This is a genomic window from Nonomuraea helvata, assembly GCF_039535785.1.
Classification (GTDB): Bacteria; Actinomycetota; Actinomycetes; order Streptosporangiales; family Streptosporangiaceae; genus Nonomuraea; species Nonomuraea helvata.
On record NZ_BAAAXV010000001.1, the window covers coordinates 2632809 to 2649941 of the forward strand.

A 17133-nucleotide genomic window follows, 5' to 3' on the forward strand; every position below is an offset into this window, starting at 1 on the left:
TTCTAGCGTGGAGCCATGCTCATCACACGCCACGCGGACGCCGAAGCGGTGCTCTCCGATCCGAGGTACGTGCCCCCTCCCGTACGCCAGGACGCCGAGGAGGGGACGCTGGCCTGGCTGCGCGCCCAGGTGTCGCGGTTCAGCGCCGGCGAGACGCACGCCGGGCGGCGCCGGCTGCTCGTCGAACGGCTGGCCGCGCTTGACCCCGCCGAGCTGAGACCGGCGGCCAGAGCCATGACCTCGGAACGGGACGGGGACTGGCGGGGCGTGCCCACGGCCGTGCTCGGCGCCGCCCTGGGCGTCAAGGACACGAGCGCCGTGCCGGCCGCCGCGGCCGGCTACCTGTCCGGTGAGGAGAGCCCGGAGGCCGACGCCGCCGTCGCCGAGCTGCTCGAGCTGGCCGGCATCCCCGAGATCACGCTGCTGCTGCAGGGGCACGCCGCCACGGAGGCGCTCATCGAGAACGCGCTCAGGCAGGCCCACCCCGGAGACGACATCGAGACGCTGCTGAACGAGACGCTCAAGCAGGACCCGCCGCTCAAGGCCACCCGCAGGCTCGACACGCAGACCGGCGAGGAAGTGACGATCGACCTCGTGGCGGCCAACCGCGACCCCTCAGGCGGCCGGACTCCCCATCTGACCTTCGGGTACGGCGTACGTCCCTGCCCGGCACCCGCCCACGCGCTAGCGCTCGCCGCGGGCGTGCTCGAGGCCCTGCTCCACGGGAAGCCCGCCAGGAGGCCCGAATGAACTTCCACGACCTGCACCGCCCAGGAGATCCGCTGCTGCTGCCGAACGCGTGGGACTACGGCTCCGCCGCCCTCCTCGCCGCGCACGGATTCCCGGCGATCGGCACGACCAGCCTCGGCGTGGCCGCCGCATACGGAAAGCCCGACGGAACCGGAGCGACCAAGGCGGAGACGATCGAACTGGTCGAGGCCATCAAGGACCTGGGCGTCATGGTCACCGTGGACATCGAGGGCGGGTTCAGCGACGACCCCGCCGAGGTGTCCGACCTGGTCGCGAGCCTGGCCGTGCTCGGAGCCGTCGGCGTCAACCTGGAGGACGGCCGACCGGACGGCACGCTGCGCCCGATCGAGCTGCACCAGCGGATCATCGAGGCGGCCAAGGGACACGGCGTGTTCGTCAACGCCCGCACGGACACGTACTGGCTGAAGACCGGCGGCGACACGATGGAAAGAGTGGCCGCCTACGGGCACGCCGACGGGATCTTCGTGCCCGGGATGACCGACCTGAAGGAGATCGCCGAGGTGGCGGCCGGCACGCCGCTCCCGCTCAACGTCCTCCATCAGCCGAACGGCCCCACCCTGGCCCAGCTCGCCGAGGCCGGTGTGGCCAGGGTGAGCACCGGGTCGCTGCTGTACCGCGCCGCGCTCGGGGAGGCGGTGGCGACGGCGCTCGCCGCCCAGGGGAAGCAGGCACCGCCGATGCCGACATACGCGGAGATCTCGGCCCTGCTGCCCCGATAATCGAGGCATGCGCTTCCAGATCCTCGGGCCCACGGCCGTGCTGGGTGAGGACGGCGAGCCGGTTACGCTCGGCGGTCCGCGGGTGCGGGCGCTGCTGACCCTGCTGGCCCTGCACGCCGGCCGCATCGTCGGCGCCGAGCAGCTCGTGGACGGCATGTACGGCCCCAGGCCCCCGGAGGGCGTGGCCAACGCGCTGCAGTCGCAGGTGTCCAGGCTGCGCCGGGCGCTCGGCCGGGAGCTGGTGGAGTTCCACCCGGCGGGATACCGGCTGGTGGCCGACCCGCAGGAGGTCGACGCGCGCAGGTTCGAGCTGCTCGCGCAGGCAGGCAGGCAGGCCCTCGCCGCCGGCGATCCGGGCCGGGCCGCCACGCTGCTGCGGGAGGCGCTCGACCTGTGGCGGGGCGCGCCGCTCGCCGACGCCCCGCACGCCGAGGCCGCCGCGGCGGCGCTGGAGGAGCTGCGGCTGGCCGCCACGGAGGACCGCGTGCAGGCGGACCTCGACCTGGGCAGGCATCGCGAGCTCGTCGCCGAGCTGCGCCAGCTCACCACTGCGCACCCGCTGCGCGAGCGGTTGAGTGCCCAGCTCATGCGGGCGCTCTACGGCAGCGGGCGCCAGGCGGAGGCGCTGACCGTCTACGACGAGGCCAGGAAGGTCCTGGACGAGGAGCTGGGCGTCGAGCCCGGAGCCGAACTGGCCGCCGCCCACCTGGCCGTGCTGAGAGCTGACCCGGCGCTCGGCGCGCCCGCGGCCCCCGCGCCCAGGCAGCGGCGGGGGCTGCGTGCCCAGCTCACCAGCTTCGTGGGCAGGGACGAGGAGATCGAGCAGGTGGGCACCAGGCTGCGGGCGAACCGGCTGGTCACGCTGCTCGGCCCGGGCGGCGCGGGCAAGACCCGGCTCGCGATCGAGGCGGCGGAGCGCGCCGCCGGCGACGTGTGCTTCGTACCGCTCGCGCCGGTCTCCGACGGCGGCGACGTGCCGAGGGCCGTGCTGGCCGCGCTCGACATCCGCGACACCCTGATGTACGGCCCCGACCGGCCCGCCGTGGACCCGGTCACGAGGCTGGTCACCGCGCTGGCCGACCGGCAGGTCCTGATGGTGCTGGACAACTGCGAACACCTCGTCGCCGCCACGGCCGAGCTGGCGGACGCGCTGCTGGCCGCCTGTCCCGGGCTGCGCGTGCTGGCGACCGGGCGCGAGGCGCTCGGCATCACCGGAGAGTCGATCCTGCCCGTGGCGCCGCTGCGGCTGCCCCCGGCGGAGGCGGGCAACTCCTCAGGCGACCCCACGGGCAACCCCACGGGCAACCCCACGGAGTATCCGGCGGTCCGGCTGTTCGCCGACCGCGCCGCCGCCGTCCGGCCGGGCTTCGCCGTGGACGCGGACAACGCCGCGGAGGTCGTGCGCATCTGCCGGGCGCTCGACGGGCTGCCGCTGGCCATCGAGCTGGCCGCGGCGCGGCTGCGTACCCTCTCGGTGTCCGACGTGGCGGCGCGGCTCGACGATCGGTTCCGGCTGCTGATCAGAGGCAGCCGTACGGCGCTGCCCCGGCACCAGACGCTGCACGCGGTCGTCGCGTGGAGCTGGGACCTGCTCGACGAGGACGAACAGCGGCTGGCCAGGAGGCTCTCCGTCTTCCTTGGCGGCGCGCGGCCCGAGGCGGCCGAGCGCGTGTGCGGGCTGCCGGAGGAGGTGCTGTTCTCGCTGGCGGAGAAGTCGCTGGTGGAGTTCGTGGACGGGCGTTTCCGGATGCTGGAGACGATCAGGGCGTTCTGCGCGGAACGGCTGGCCGAGTCCGGCGAGGTCGACGAGGTCTGCGAGGCGCACGCCGGCTACTACCTCGACCTGGTCGTGACGGCCGACCCCTTGCTACGTACCGACCAGCAGCTGGACTGGCTGGCCCGGCTCGACGAGGAGAGCGCCGACCTCAACGCCGCGGTGCGCTGGGCGGCCGAGTCGGGCCGGCTCGAGATGGGGCTGCGGCTGCTGGCCTACGGCGCCTGCTACTGGTGGATGCGCGGCCACCGCACCTCCAGCGCCGCCCTCGCCTCCGAGCTGCTGGCCGCGCTCGGCTCCGTCCGGCCCGCGGGCATGGAGGAGGAGTACGTCATGTGCGTGCTCATCACCGCCTGGGCCGGGGAGATCGACGACGAGCTGCGTGCGCGGCTGGCGGAGGTCCAGCAGCTGCTGCCGACGGTCTACATCCCGCAGCGGATCGAGCTCCTGATGATGCTGCTGTCGAGCCTCAAAGGACCGCCGGGCGACCACTCCGAAGCTTACGAGCTGGTCATGCAGCACTCCGTCGGTCTCCCGCCCTGGCAGCACGCGCTCGCCTTCGCCGGCGCCGCGTTCGTACTGGACCTGCTCGGCCGGACGGAGGAGGCGGTGGCCCATTTCGAGCGGAGCCTGGCCGCGTTCAAGGCGATCGGCGAACGCTGGGGAACCATACTGGTGCTGGCCGGGCTCGGCCAGCTCCACCAGCAGCAGGGCGACTATCAGGTCGCGTACGCGCTGGCCGACGAAGCCCTGGAGGTGGCGCACGAGCTGGGCGCCAAGACGGAGATCGCCGAGTCCCTGTGCCTGCGCGGCGACGCCCTGCACGGCCTGGGCGAAGCGGAGGGCGCGCGGGCCGACTACACGCTGGCCGCCGAGCTGTCACGCAGGAACAGCTCCATGGACATCCTGGCCCGGGCGCACCTCGGCCTGGGCGAGGTGGCGCTGTCGCTCGGTGACCTGGACGCCGCCCGGGCCCTCCTGACTCAGGCACACCAGGAATGCCCCCGCGACTGGTACAGCACCGAGGACACCCGCGAGCGCATCGACGTCGGGCTGGCCGAGGTCAGCCGGATGGTCAGCGAGCGGTAGGTCCGCGGTCAGGCGTCCCCTGGACAGTGGGCGCCATGAAGAACAAATGGTCCTGTCTGGCCGTCGCCTGCCTGGCCACCCTCCTGCTGTCACTCGATCTCACGGTCCTGCACCTGGCCCTGCCGACGCTGGTGACCGACCTCGGCGCGAACTCCACGCAACTGCTCTGGATCGGCGACATGTACGGCTTCGCGCTGGCCGGCCTCCTCGTCACCATGGGCAACCTCGGCGACCGCATCGGCCGCAAGCGCCTCCTGCTGATCGGCGCGGCCACCTTCGGCGCCGCCTCGGCGGTGACCGCGTACGCGCCCAACGCCGAGCTGCTGATCGCGGCCAGGGCACTGCTCGGCGTGGCCGGCGCGACGATCATGCCGTCCACCCTGTCGATCGTCCGGAACGTGTTCACCGAGCCGGGCGAGCGGACCGCGGCCATCGGCATCTGGAGCGGGATGAGCGCCGCCGGCTTCGCCGTGGGCCCGGTCGTCGGCGGGCTGCTGCTCGGCCACTTCTGGTGGGGCTCGGTCTTCCTGATCAACGTGCCGATCATGCTGCTGGTGCTGGCCGCCGGGATCATGGTGCTGCCCGAGTCGCGCAACCCCCATGCGGGCAGGATCGACCTGGCCAGCGCCGCACTGTCGTTCGCCGGCGTGGTGACGGCCGTCTACGCGGTCAAGGAGGGTGCGCACAAGGGTGTGGCGCACGCCGACGTGCTCGCGGCGGGCGCGGCCGGGGTGCTGCTGGTGGGCCTGTTCGTGTGGCGGCAGACCCGGCTGGCCGAACCGATGATCGACGTACGGCTCTTCACGCGGAGGGCGTTCAGCGCGTCCATCCTCACGAACCTGCTGGCGATCTTCACGATGTCCGCCATGATGCTGATGTTCGGCTGGTACCTGCAGCTCGTCCTGGGCTGGACGCCGCTCCAGGCGGGGCTCGCCCAGCTGCCCGGCGGCCTGAGCGGCGCGGTCGGCGGCATCCTGGCCGCCCGGCTGGTGCACCGCATCGGCAGGAACGGCGTGGTCGCCCTGGGCCTGGCCATGAACGCGGGCGCGTTCCTGTACTACTCCACGCTCGGCCTGTCCCTGAACTACCTCACGCTGCTGCCCTTCATGCTCGTCGGCGGCCTCGGGGTCGGGTTCACGTTCACCGTCAACAACGACAACGTGCTGGCCACCGCCCCCAGGGAACGGGCCGGGGCGGCGGCCGCGGTGTCGGAGACGGCGTTCGAGCTGGGCGGGGCGCTCGGCATCGCGATCCTCGGCACGGTGCTGAACACCGCGTACCGGGCCGGCCTGGACGCCACCGCCACCTCCGTGGCGACGGGCGAGGCACGGGAGTCCATCGCCGGGGCGATGCGCGCGGCGCAGGCGCTGCCCACCGAGAAGGCGGCCACGCTCGTACGGACGGCACAGGTGGCCTTCATCGACGGGCTGCACCTGACCTCGCTGGTCACCTCGGGACTGCTGGTCGTGGTGGCCCTGGTGGCACTGGTCGGGCTGCGCGGCGTGCCGAAGGTCATCCCGGAGGAGGCGCTGGCCAGGGCATGACCCATGAGAACCCCGGAGGAAACGCTGGGAGCTCGGGCAGCGCGCGACGGAGCCTGCGCTGCTCAGGCTGCGCGGTCGCCTTGCCCCTTCTCACCGCTCAGCGCAAAAACGCGTTGCCGTAGACGCCCTCAAAACGTATGGTTTTGCGCTCGTGATTACAGTGGTGGAGCGAGTCCTACCTGCCCGGCTCGGGACAGGATTCCGATGGTTGCTGGCCTCGAGCTGGCTGACGAATCTCGGTGACGGGCTCGCGGCCGCGGCGGGCCCGTTGCTGATCGCGACGTTGACCCGCGACCCGCTGATGATTTCGCTGTCGGCCCTGGTGGGCTGGGCTCCGCCGCTGCTGTTCAGCCTGTATGCGGGCGTGCTGTCGGATCGGTACAACCGGCGCGCGATCGTGCTCATCGCGAACGCGGTGCGGGCCGTGGTGCTGGCGGCGCTCGTCGCGCTCATGGTGACCGGCACCGTGACCGTGGCGACGGCGCTGGCGGCGCTCACGCTGCGGTCCATCGCCGAGGTGTTCGCCGACAACACGACGGCCACGCTGACCCCCATGATGGTCAGCAGGGACGATCTCGTCATCGCCAATGCCCGCCTGGGCACGGGGTTCATCACGCTCAATCAGCTCGCCGGGCCGCCGATCGGCGCGGCGCTGTTCGGCCTGGGCATGACCTGGCCGTTCGCGAGCCAGCTGCTCCTGGTGGTGGCGGGCATCGTCCTGGTCTCCCGGATCACGTTGCCGCCGCACGGCCGACAGGCCGGCGATCCCACGCCCAACACCGTACGGGAACTGATCGCCGGGTTCAGCTGGACCATCCGGCACGCGGCGGTCCGCACGCTGGCGCTCACCATCCTGATCTTCAACTTCACGTTCGGCGCGGCCTGGTCGGTTCTCGTCCTCTACACCCAGGAGCAGCTCGGCCTCGGCGCCATGGGCTTCGGCCTGATGACCACCATCGGCGGGATCGGCGGCTTGATCGGCACCGGCCTGTACGGTGCCATCACCCGCAGGATGAGCCTCGGCGCCCTGATGCGGATCGGCCTCATCATCGAGACGTTCACTCACCTGGGCCTGGCACTGACCCATTCGCCGTGGGTCGCCGGGGGCATCTTCCTGGTCTTCGGCGCGCACGCGTTCATCTGGGGCACGACCTCGTCCACCGTCCGCCAGCGCGCGGTCCCGCACGAACTGCAGGGCCGGGTGGGCAGCGTCAACACCGTCTGCGTCTTCGGCGGTCTGGTGGTCGGCTCGTTGATCGGCGGTGTCCTGGCCACCCGCCTCGGTGTCGCAGCGCCCTTCTGGTTCGCCTTCGCCGGCTCCGCGGTGTTCGTGGTGCTGCTGTGGCGGCAGCTCATGCACATCGCCCACGACGACTGAGAACGTGGCCTAACGACGTCGCAGGGCGAGCAGCTCTGAGACCGTGACGAATCGATATCCCTGCTCGCGGAGGCCGGTGACCAGGCCTTTGATGGCCTCGCGAGTGTTCCGCCCGCCGGCGTACCAGGGGTGGAGCAAGATGATCGATCCTGGCCTGGTCTCCTCGCGTACAGCCGTGACGATCTCGGCGGCGGTGGGGGTCTTGCCGGAGTCCGGCTCCACGTCCCACATGACCGTGCGCCGCTGATGGTCGGCCAGGTACAGCGGGAGCATCAGCAGTTTCTTGCCTGTCGGCGGACGGAAGAGGATCTCGTCGCGCTGCCCCGCCGCCCGGATGGCCGCATCGGTGCGCTCGACCTCATTCGCCACGGTGGCGGGGGAGACGAAGATCATCCGCTGATGGGTGTACGTGTGGTTGGCCAGCTGATGGCCGTGGGCCACCAGCGCCTGCGCGGCCTGGGGCCGGGCTTCGACCTGGGAGCCGATGACGAAGAACGTCGCGCGGACGCGCAGCTCGTCAAGAATGTCGATGATCTCGGGAGCGTGCTCGTCAGGGCCGTCGTCGAAGGTCAGGGCGACGACCTTCTCGTCGGTCGCCACGCGGTCGATCAGCTCTCCGGCCAGTTGGAAGGTCCGCGCGTTCATCAGCCGATAAAGGCCCAACGCTCCTAAGAGGAGGATGGCGAGAAGGGCCGCGAGAAGCTTGAGCCACTTCCTCCGCACGCCCGTTGCTGCTGCGTTCATGGGTGATCATGGAATCACAGACCGCAGGACCATGACGGGCGAGCGGCTAAATAGACGGTCTGGTCGGGCACGGGCGGGTGATGGTCGGCGAGAGGGTGTCGAGGCGGGTGCCGATGAGATGGGCCACGCCCTCGATGGTCTCGATGCCCGCCTCCTCCCCCGGCTGCTCGTCCGTCTGCACCGACAGCAGCAGGTCGCGGTCCGGCCCCACGATGCGGCCGTAGCTCGTGACGGCCCAGGTGTTGTAGGCGAACGGGCGCGGCGTCCAGCCGTTCTTCAGCGCCACCCGGTCCCCCCGGCGGGCCGCGGCGCTGACGCCCCATGATTGGTCCTTCTGGACCCGGTACATGAGGTCCAGCACCAGTCTCCGATCGGGCGCGGTCATGCCCTTGCCGCCCTTGACCAGGAGCTTCATCAGGCGGACGCGGTCGGCGGGACTGGTGGTGGTGCCGCCCCAGTAGATGCCGGGGCCCGGTGTGGTCTCCCGGAGACCCATCCGCTCGTAGAAATCGCTCATCGAGGAGCCGACGCGTGACCACAGGGTGTCCGCCGCGCTGTTGTCGCTCTCGGTGATCATGCGGACCGCCAGGTCGCGTTCGCCGTCGTCCAGCTCACCGGTGCCGCGGAGCAGGAGGGCGGCGAGGATGTCCACCTTGGCGCCGCTGGCGGTGATGATGTCGTGCTCGTGTTCCCCCTGGCCGAACGACACCCCGGTGGCCAGGTCCAGCGCGGCGTAGACGATCCGGCCGGGGCGCTTGCTCACGTATTGGGAAATGTCGCGTTGGAGGCGGACGCGGGCCGCCGCGGCGGCCCGCGGGGCGGGGAACTTCATGACGCAGCGGGCCACCTTGATGGGGGCTTTCACCGCCACTGGAGCGATCACTTCCCGCTCGGTCCCGCACCCCGCCGCCAGTATCAGCGCCAGAACCAGCACCGGCCAGGCCGCCATCCACTTCGCACGCACGCGCCCACTCCCATGATCTCATCGGGGGGACACGAGGAGCATGCTCCGCGACGGCGGCCTGGCCCGCCACGCCACGCGCTTTCCTGGCCAGGCCTTCAGCACGACCTTGCAGAGCCGCTACCACACGCCGGTCAGAGGTGCTCGGCGAGGAAGTCGGCCGTCGCGTCCACGGCCTGGGTGACGTACGGCTCGCGGTCGTAGAGGTCGATGTGCTGCTTGGCGTCCACCCAGACCAGCTTCTTCGGCTGGTCGAGCCGCCGGTACGCCTCCTCGGCCCCCTCGGGCGAGCAGAACCGGTCGACGACCCCGTGCACGATCAGCGCCGGCTTCGGTGACAGGAAGTCCGCTCCCATCATGCTGTCCAGCGTGACGAGCTCCCGCACGCTGGCCCTGGTCACCGAATTGGACCAGTGCGGCGAGGCGCCCCGCGAGGTGCCGTAGTACGCGTACGGCTCGTCACCCGGCATGGCGGCCTCGCCCTCCTCGGCGACCGCGGGCATGTACTCGACGTCGCCGCCCTGGTCCTGCCGCTCCAGCACCTCCGTGAGCCCCGCCAGCACCGACGGGTAGTCCATGCCCGCCCGCATGGTGTAGGGGTTGTTGTACGCACCCGCAATACCGACAAATGTCCGGACGCGAGGGTCGAAAGCGGCAAATTTCAGGGCGTATCCCGCGCCCAGGCACACCCCCACCACCCCGATCCGCTCCCGGTCCACCTCGTCCCGCGACCGCAGGAACGACACGGCGGCCCGCAGGTCGCGCAGCTTGCCCTGAGGGTCCTCCTCCCGGCGCGGCACCCCCTCGGACTCGCCCCAGTTCCGGTGGTCGAAGGCCAGCGTCACGTACCCCCGCTCGGCCAGCCGCTCCGCGTAGAGCCCGGTCACCTGGGACCGCACGCCCGTGAACGGCCCGGTGAGGACCAGGCCGGGCCGCGGCCCCACGCCGCCGGGGACCCGCAGGTCGCCGGCGAGTGTGAGGCCGTCCACCATGAATGCGACCCGGGTCACGAATCGAACCCCAGGCCCATGCGGTCGAGCGTGCGCAGCCACAGGTTGCGCTTGCCCTGGTGCTGGTCGGCCTGCGCGATCGACCACCGGGTGACCTGGATCACCCCGGACCGCACCGGCTCCGGCGGGAACGGCACCGGCTTCTCCTTGACCATCCGCAGCTCCGTCCGCTCGGTCCGCTCGCCCGACAGCAGGTCGAGCATGACGTTCGCCCCGAACCGGGTGGCACCCACGCCCATCCCGGTGTAGCCGGTCGCGTAGGCCAGCCGCCCGCCGTGCGCCTGCCCGTAGAAGGCGCTGAACCGGCTGCAGGTGTCGATCACCCCGCCCCACCTGTGCGTGAACCGCACCTCCGTGAGCTGCGGGAACGTGTCGTAGAAGTGCTCGGCGAGCTTGGCGAAGGTCTCGTCGCGCTGCTCGTACTCGGGCCTGACCAGGCCGCCGTTGTAGTAGACGGCGTCGTAGCCGCCCCACAGGATCCGGTTGTCGTCGGTCAGCCGGTAGTAGTGGAACTGGTTCCCGGAGTCGCCCACGCCCTGGCGGTTGCGCCAGCCCACTTCGGCTAGCTGCGCGCCGGACAGCGGCTCGGTCATCAGCGCGTAGTCGTACACGGGGACCACGAAGTGCTTGAGCCGCCGCAGCAGCGGCGGGAACACCCCGGTGCCCAGCGCCACCTGGCGGGCGCCGACCTCGCCCTGCGGGGTACGCAGCGTGATGGTCGTGCCGTCGTCGCGCAGCGAGCGGACGGGGCTGCGCTCGTAGACCCGCACGCCGAGGCTCAGGCACGCGTCCCGCAGCCCCCAGGCCAGTCGCGCCGGGTCGAGCATGGCGCAGCCGCTGCGGTCCCAGAGGCCGCCCAGGAAGGTGGGCGAGTTCACCTCGGCCCGCACCTGGTCCTGGTCGAGCGGCAGGTAGTCGAGCCCGTGCTCCGAGATCAGGTCCAGGTGCTCGTGGAGGCTCTCGAGCTGCCACGGCTCGGTGGCCACGTGCAGCTCCCCCGTGCGCTCGAACGAGCAGTCGACGCCGTAGCGCTCCAGCGTCCGCTCGATCTCGTCGAGGTTGGCCACCCCCATGCGCTCGAGGCGGTCGATCTCGTCCGGCCACCGCTCCAGGCCGTTGGCCAGGCCGTGGGTGAGGGTCGCCATGCAGAACCCGCCGTTGCGGCCGGTGGCCGCCCAGCCGATCCTGCGCCCTTCCAGCAGGACGACGTCAAGAGAGGGGTCTCGTTCCTTGGCCATCAGGGCGGTCCACAGCCCTGAGAAGCCTCCGCCGACGACGACCAGGTCGGCGCTCGTGTTCTCGTCGAGCCGCGGTCGCGGCTCGGGTCTGGCCGGGCTGTCCAGCCAGTACGGCTTGCGCTCCGCATCAGCAAGCGCCTTCAGCGGATCCACAAATCCCACTTCCCTACGAAGTACGTGGAGTTTTTATTTAGGTACGGCGCCGCGCCGCCACCGCGTTACCGATCGCGATCAGCACCCCGATGCCGAAGATCAGCGTACCCATGACGTTGACCTGCGGTGGGATACCTGTCTTAACCGCACCCACGATCCACAGCGGGAAGGTGACGGTCGAGCCGTTGACGAAGCTGGTGACCACGTAGTCGTCGATGGACAGCGCGAACGACAGCATCGCCCCGGCCATCACGCCCGGCAGGATCGACGGCAGCGTCACCTGCCTGAACGTCCCCCACGCCGTCGCCCCCAGGTCCCTGGCCGCCTCCTCCAGCGACGGGTCGAGCGTGACGATCCGCGCCCGTACCGTCACCACCACGAAGGACACCGAGAACAGCACGTGGGCGACGATGATCGTGTTGGCGTCGCGCGGCACGTTCCCCGAGACGAACAGCGACAGCAGTGACGCGCCCATGACCAGCTCGGGCGTGGAGATGGCGGCGAAGACCAGGAAGTTCGTCAGCCCCTTGCCGCGGAAGCGGTGCCGCCCGAGCGCCAGCCCCAGCATGGTGCCGATGACGACCGTGATGACGGTGCTGACCGCGGCGATCACCAGCGAGTTGCGCAGCGCCACGGTCAGGTCGGAGATGTCGAACAGCTCGGCGTACCAGCGGAGCGTGAAGCCCTGCCAGGAGGTGTTCGACTTGCTCTTCTTGTCGTTGAAGCCGAAGAGGATCATCACGGCGATCGGCGACGACAGCCAGACGATGATGATCCAGGTGTAGATGTGGAGGAGACGGTCTCCCAGCCGCGTGCCCCGCGTGCTCATTGGTCGCTCACCGCTCCTCATTCGCTTCGCGGAGTGCCTCCGGCCCTCCACTCCGCTTCGCGACGCACTCTGTCCACCTGCTCGCTCCGCTCGCTGGGCGTCGGGTTCGCTCATCGGGCCGCCGCCTCGAGGACGTTCTCGGTCCCGAGCGCCCTGGCGTAGATGAAGATGCCCACCAGCAGCACCGCCATCAGCGTGAACGACAGCGCCGAGGCGGTCGGGTAGTTCAGGTTGGTCAGGTACTCGGTCTGGATGATGTTGCCGATCATCGTGTTGGCCGTGCCGCCGAGGATCTGCGCGTTGATCGGGTCGGCCGTGGCGGGCACGAACGTCATCAGCACCCCGGCGAACACCCCCGGCAGCGACAGCGGCAGCACCACCCGGCGGAAGGCCGCCGTCCGCGTCGCGTACAGGTCCTGGGCCGCCTCGATCACCCGCGGGTCCACCCGCTCCAGCGCCACGTAGATCGGCAGGATCATGAACGGCAGGAAGTTGTACGTCAGACCGCCCACCACGGCGAACGTCGTGGCCAGCACGTGGAAGTCCTCAGGCAGCAGCCCCCAGCCCTTCAGCGTGCCGAACAGGATGCCGTTGTCCGACAGCAGGAAGTTCCAGGAGATCGTCCGCAGCACGAACGACACGAAGAACGGCAGCAGCAGCAGGAACAGGTACACGGACTTGCGCGTGCCGCCCTTGAACGCGATCCAGTACGCCACCGGATAGCCGATCACCAGCATGGCCACCGTGGCGAGCCCGCCGTAGAGCAGCGAGCGCAGCAGCTGGGTGCTGTACCTGCCGAGCGCGTCGCTGTAGTTGGAGAAGCTGAACGTCATCGCGAAGCCGTCGATGGCGTTGCCGGTCTGCAGGGAGACCGACGCCATCGCGGCCATCGGAACGACCAGGAAGATCCCCAGCCACATCCAGCTCGGCAGCGCCAGCAGGTAGGGGGTGAGCCGCCTCATCTGCTAGGCCTGGGTGATGGACTGGAAGATCGGGTTGAAGACCTGCTCCTGCTGGGTGGTCAGCGGGGTGTAGCTGCGCAGCTTGGCGTAGTCGGCCTCGGAGGGGAACATGAGCGGGCTGTCGACCATGTCCTCGAGTGCCTTCTTGTCCTTGCCCTTGGCCGTCTTGGCCTTCTCCCTCAGCAGGTCCTGCACGGCCGGGACCGGCGTGACGTACTGGATGAACTCGTCGAGCTCGGCGGCCACGACCGGCTGGTAGAGATAGTCCATGAGCATGAGGGCGTCCACCGGGTTGGCCGCGCCCTTGGGGATGAGCATGTTGTCGGTCCAGATCGTGCCGCCCTCCTCGGGCACCACGAACTTGACGGGCTCGCCGGCGAGCTGGCGCTGGAAGACGTCGCCCGACCAGGCCATGGAGAGCCAGACGTCGCCCTTGGCCACGGCGTCGATGTAGCTCTGGTCGTAATATTTCCGGACAATTCCGTCGTCGCGCTGCGCCTTGAGCTTCTCCCCGGCCTTCTTCCAGTCGGCCTCGGTCGACTTCTCGGGGTCGATGCCCAGCGCGAACATCGCGAAGTTGCCGATCTCCTGCGCGTCGCCCATCATGCCGACGCGCCCCTTGTACTTGGGATCGAACAGCGCCTCGATGCTGGTGATGTCATCGTCGACGTACTTGGTGTTGTACGCGATCCCGGTCACGCCGGACGTGTACGGCACCGTGTACTTGTTACCCGGGTCGTAGGCCCGCTCCTTGTACTTCTGACCGGCGTTGGCCTCGAAGTTCGGCAGCTGGGCGTGGTCGAGCGGCGTCGCGTAGCCCAGGTCGATCATGTGCTGGAGCTGGACGCCGTTGGTCATGACGACGATGTCGTAGCCCAGGGGCTGCCCGGCGCGGAGCACGGGGTCGGCCTTGCCGAAGAACTCGGCGTTCTCCTGGATGACCTCTTTGTACTCGTACGAGATGCCGGTGGCCTGCTGGAACTTCTTCAGCGGGGCCTGGTCCTCCGGCATGTACTCGGGCCAGTTGGCGAAGACGACCTTGCCGTGCTTGGTCTGCTTCGCCCAGTAGTCCTTGACCGCGTCGGCCTTCGGGGGCGCGGCCTTCTGTCCTTGGACACCGCAGGCGGCCAGAGCCAGCCCGGCGGCGGAGAACCCGGTGACTCGGAAGAAGTCACGACGAGAGCGGGGCATGGGGTGGTTCATGAGGTGCTATCAACTTCCAATCACATACGAGTGCTGCGCCTGCCACGACAGCCACACGGAGTCGCCCCGCTCCGCGGTGGCCGTGGCGTCAAGCGCGTTCTGCTGAAACACCGTGATGATCGTTCCGCCGCGAGCGGCGGAACGATCATCACCAAGGTGGCGTGCTTGATTGGCGCCCTCGCTACGCTCGGTCGCGCTGGCCCCGTCAGCGAGACTCACGGCGTAGCTGTTGTACGTCCCCAGGTAGACGACCTCGGCGACGGTCCCACGCACGGCGCTCAGGCCCTCGGCGGGCTCCTCCGTGCCGATGGTGATCTTCTCCGGCCGCACGGTCACCGTCACGTCGCCGTCGCCCCCCGGCACCAGCACCCGGCCACCGCCGATCTTCAGCACCCCGCCGTTCGCGGTGCCCGTGAGCAGGTTGGAGGTGCCGATGAAGCCGGCCACGAACGCGGTCGCGGGCCGCTCGTAGATCTCGCGCGGCCCGGCCAGCTGCTCGACCAGGCCGTCGTTCATGACCGCGATCCGGTCGCTCATGGTCAGCGCCTCGTTCTGGTCGTGCGTCACGTACACGAACGTGATGCCGACCTCGCGCTGGATGCGCTTGAGCTCGATCTGCATGGCCTGGCGGAGCTTGAGGTCGAGCGCGCCGAGCGGCTCGTCGAGCAGGAGCGCCCGCGGCCGGTTGACCAGCGCGCGGGCCAGCGCCACGCGCTGCTGCTGGCCGCCCGACATCTCGCGCGGCCTGCGCTTCTCCCTGCCGGTGAGATCGACGATCTCCAGCATCTCGCCGACCCGCCGCCGGATCTCCTCCTGCGGCGTCTTGCGCTGCTTCAGCCCGAACGCCACGTTGTCCCAGACGCTCATGTGCGGGAACAGCGCGTAGGACTGGAAGACCATGTTGACGTCGCGCTTGTTGGGCGGGACGTTCGTGACGTCCTTGCCGTGCAGCCGCACCAGGCCCTTCGAGGGCGGCTCGAACCCGGCGATCATCCTCATCGTCGTGGTCTTGCCGCACCCGGACGGGCCGAGGAGGGAGAAGAACTCCCCCTCGGCGATGCCCAGCGTGACGCCCTTGACCGCCTGGACGACCTCGCCATGCGAGAGGTATTCCTTGACGACGTCCTCAAGCTCTATCGCATTAAGCTCAGCCATCCCAGGTACTGTCCCTATTCGCCGATGTAGTGCATGACGTGCTTGACCCGGGTGTAGTCGTGCAGGCCGAACACCGACAGGTCCTTGCCGTACCCGGAGTGCTTGAAGCCGCCGTGCGGCATCTCCGAGACGAACGGGATGTGCGTGTTGACCCAGACCACGCCGAAGTCGAGGCGGTTGGACATCCGCATGGCGCGGCCGTGGTCGGAGGTCCAGACCGAGCCGCTCAGGCCGTACCTGACGTCATTGGCCTTGGCCAGCGCGTCGGCCTCGTCGGTGAACGTCTGGACGGTGATCACGGGGCCGAAGACCTCGTTCTGCACCATCTCGTCGTCCTGCTTGAGACCGTCGACGATCGTCGGCGCGAAGAAGTAGCCCTTCTCGCCGACGCGGTGACCGCCGGTGAGGACCTTGGCGTGTGCCGGGACCCGGTCGATGAAGCCCTGGACCCTGGTGAGCTGGTTCTCGTTGTTGAGCGGTCCGTAGAGCGCGTCCTCGTTGTCCAGGCCGCCCGTCACGGTGCCGGCGGCGGCCTCGGTCAGCGCGGCCACGAACTCGTCGTGCACGCTCTCCTGCACCAGCACCCGGCAGGCGGCGGTGCAGTCCTGGCCGGCGTTGTAGAGGCCCGCGACGGCGATGTCCGCGGCCGCCTTGCCCAGGTCCTTGACGTCCTCGAACACCACGACCGGGGCCTTGCCGCCGAGCTCCAGGTGTACGCGCTTGAGGTCGTCGGCGGCGCTCTTGGCGACCGACATGCCCGCGCCGACCGAACCGGTGATCGCGACCATGGAGGCCGTCGGGTGGCCGACGACGAGCGCGCCGGTCTCGCGGTCGCCGGTGACGACGTTGAAGACGCCGGCGGGCAGCACGTCGCCGAGGATCTCGGCCAGCTTGAGCGTGGAGGCCGGGGTGGTGTCGGACGGCTTGAGCACGACCGTGTTGCCGGCCGCGAGCGCGGGGGCGATCTTCCAGACCGCCATCATCATCGGGTAGTTCCACGGCGTGACCTGGCCGATCACGCCGATCGGCTCGTGCCTGATGACGCTGGTGTGGTCGGCGAGGAACTCGCCGGCCGTGGGGCCCTCCAGCGTGCGCGCCGCGCCCGCGAAGAACCTGAAGTGGTCTCCGGCGACCGGGGTCTCGTCCTCGGCCATGCGGGCGCGCGGCTTGCCGGTGTTGCGGCACTCCGCCTCGTTGATCTCGTCGGCCCGCGCGTCGATCGCGTCGGCGACCTTGAGCAGCAGGTTGGCCCGCTCACCCGGGGTGGTCCTGCCCCACGACTCGAAGGCGGCGGCCGCGGCGGCGAAGGCGGCGTCGACGTCCTCGGGGCCCGAGACGGGGGCCTGCAGGTAGGCCTCGCCCGTGCACGGATCGATGACGTCGGAGAATCGGCCGCTCTTCGCGTCCACGAACTCCCCGTTGATGAAGTTCTGGAGACGGGTGATCAAGGTGCCCCTCCTCGTGGCTGAGATGCCGCGACTCTTACAGAGCACGTTGCATCTGAACAAGGGATTTCGTGGTGAAGATACCAAATTGCTACGAATTCGCTTGACAGGCCGCCAAGAACTGACAACATGTCGCACCGGGACGGCAACTCGGCGGG

At 69.9% G+C, this 17133-nt stretch carries 14 protein-coding genes; 5 read left to right on the top strand and 9 right to left on the bottom strand.

Annotated features, from left to right (window positions below; genetic code table 11):
• Nucleotides 1-15 precede the first annotated feature (15 nt).
• The 5 genes from ABD830_RS12140 to ABD830_RS12160 all read left to right on the top strand — a co-directional run bounded on the left by ABD830_RS12140 (nucleotide 16) and on the right by ABD830_RS12160 (nucleotide 7275).
• On the top strand, nucleotides 16-750 hold the full coding sequence (locus ABD830_RS12140; protein ID WP_344986766.1) for a hypothetical protein: 735 nt from the start codon (nucleotides 16-18) through the stop codon (nucleotides 748-750).
• Nucleotides 747-1490, top strand: coding sequence for an isocitrate lyase/PEP mutase family protein (locus tag ABD830_RS12145; protein ID WP_344986767.1), 744 nt, complete (start codon nucleotides 747-749; stop codon nucleotides 1488-1490). Before ABD830_RS12140 ends, ABD830_RS12145 begins: the two co-directional genes overlap by 4 nt.
• Before the next feature lie 7 nt (nucleotides 1491-1497).
• Nucleotides 1498-4353, top strand: coding sequence for an ATP-binding protein (locus ABD830_RS12150; RefSeq protein ID WP_344986769.1), 2856 nt, complete (start codon nucleotides 1498-1500; stop codon nucleotides 4351-4353).
• Between the two features lie 35 nt (nucleotides 4354-4388).
• Entirely contained in the window at nucleotides 4389-5897 is a 1509-nt protein-coding gene (locus tag ABD830_RS12155) for an MFS transporter (protein ID WP_344986771.1), read from the top strand.
• A gap of 208 nt (nucleotides 5898-6105) precedes the next feature.
• Nucleotides 6106-7275: an MFS transporter gene (locus ABD830_RS12160; RefSeq protein WP_344986772.1), complete on the top strand. Its 1170-nt coding sequence runs from the start codon at nucleotides 6106-6108 to the stop codon at nucleotides 7273-7275.
• A 9-nt stretch (nucleotides 7276-7284) separates the two neighbouring features.
• Here the strand turns inward: ABD830_RS12160 and ABD830_RS12165 are convergent, their stop codons facing one another.
• The 9 genes from ABD830_RS12165 to ABD830_RS12205 all read right to left on the bottom strand — a co-directional run bounded on the left by ABD830_RS12165 (nucleotide 7285) and on the right by ABD830_RS12205 (nucleotide 16978).
• Nucleotides 7285-7920, bottom strand: a complete 636-nt coding sequence (locus ABD830_RS12165; RefSeq protein WP_344986773.1) for a polysaccharide deacetylase family protein — start codon at nucleotides 7918-7920, stop codon at nucleotides 7285-7287.
• A gap of 145 nt (nucleotides 7921-8065) precedes the next feature.
• Entirely contained in the window at nucleotides 8066-8983 is a 918-nt protein-coding gene (locus tag ABD830_RS12170; RefSeq protein WP_344986774.1) for a serine hydrolase, read from the bottom strand.
• A gap of 131 nt (nucleotides 8984-9114) precedes the next feature.
• Nucleotides 9115-9990 (bottom strand): alpha/beta hydrolase, encoded by an 876-nt coding sequence (locus ABD830_RS12175; RefSeq protein ID WP_344986775.1) that lies wholly within the window; start codon nucleotides 9988-9990, stop codon nucleotides 9115-9117.
• Nucleotides 9987-11381, bottom strand: coding sequence for an NAD(P)/FAD-dependent oxidoreductase (locus ABD830_RS12180; protein ID WP_344986777.1), 1395 nt, complete (start codon nucleotides 11379-11381; stop codon nucleotides 9987-9989). Before ABD830_RS12180 ends, ABD830_RS12175 begins: the two co-directional genes overlap by 4 nt.
• A gap of 37 nt (nucleotides 11382-11418) precedes the next feature.
• Complete coding sequence (locus tag ABD830_RS12185; protein WP_344986778.1) at nucleotides 11419-12210, bottom strand: ABC transporter permease; 792 nt, start codon at nucleotides 12208-12210, stop codon at nucleotides 11419-11421.
• Nucleotides 12211-12320: 110 nt separating this feature from the next.
• Nucleotides 12321-13172, bottom strand: coding sequence for an ABC transporter permease (locus ABD830_RS12190; RefSeq protein WP_344986779.1), 852 nt, complete (start codon nucleotides 13170-13172; stop codon nucleotides 12321-12323).
• Nucleotides 13173-13175: 3 nt separating this feature from the next.
• Nucleotides 13176-14363 carry a polyamine ABC transporter substrate-binding protein gene (locus ABD830_RS12195; protein WP_344986780.1) on the bottom strand — a complete coding sequence of 396 codons (1188 nt, stop codon included), beginning with the start codon at nucleotides 14361-14363 and terminating at the stop codon, nucleotides 13176-13178.
• A gap of 21 nt (nucleotides 14364-14384) precedes the next feature.
• Nucleotides 14385-15530 (bottom strand): ABC transporter ATP-binding protein, encoded by a 1146-nt coding sequence (locus ABD830_RS12200; protein WP_344986781.1) that lies wholly within the window; start codon nucleotides 15528-15530, stop codon nucleotides 14385-14387.
• 14 nt (nucleotides 15531-15544) lie between these two features.
• Nucleotides 15545-16978 carry a gamma-aminobutyraldehyde dehydrogenase gene (locus ABD830_RS12205; protein WP_344986782.1) on the bottom strand — a complete coding sequence of 478 codons (1434 nt, stop codon included), beginning with the start codon at nucleotides 16976-16978 and terminating at the stop codon, nucleotides 15545-15547.
• Between the last annotated feature and the right edge of the window lie 155 nt (nucleotides 16979-17133).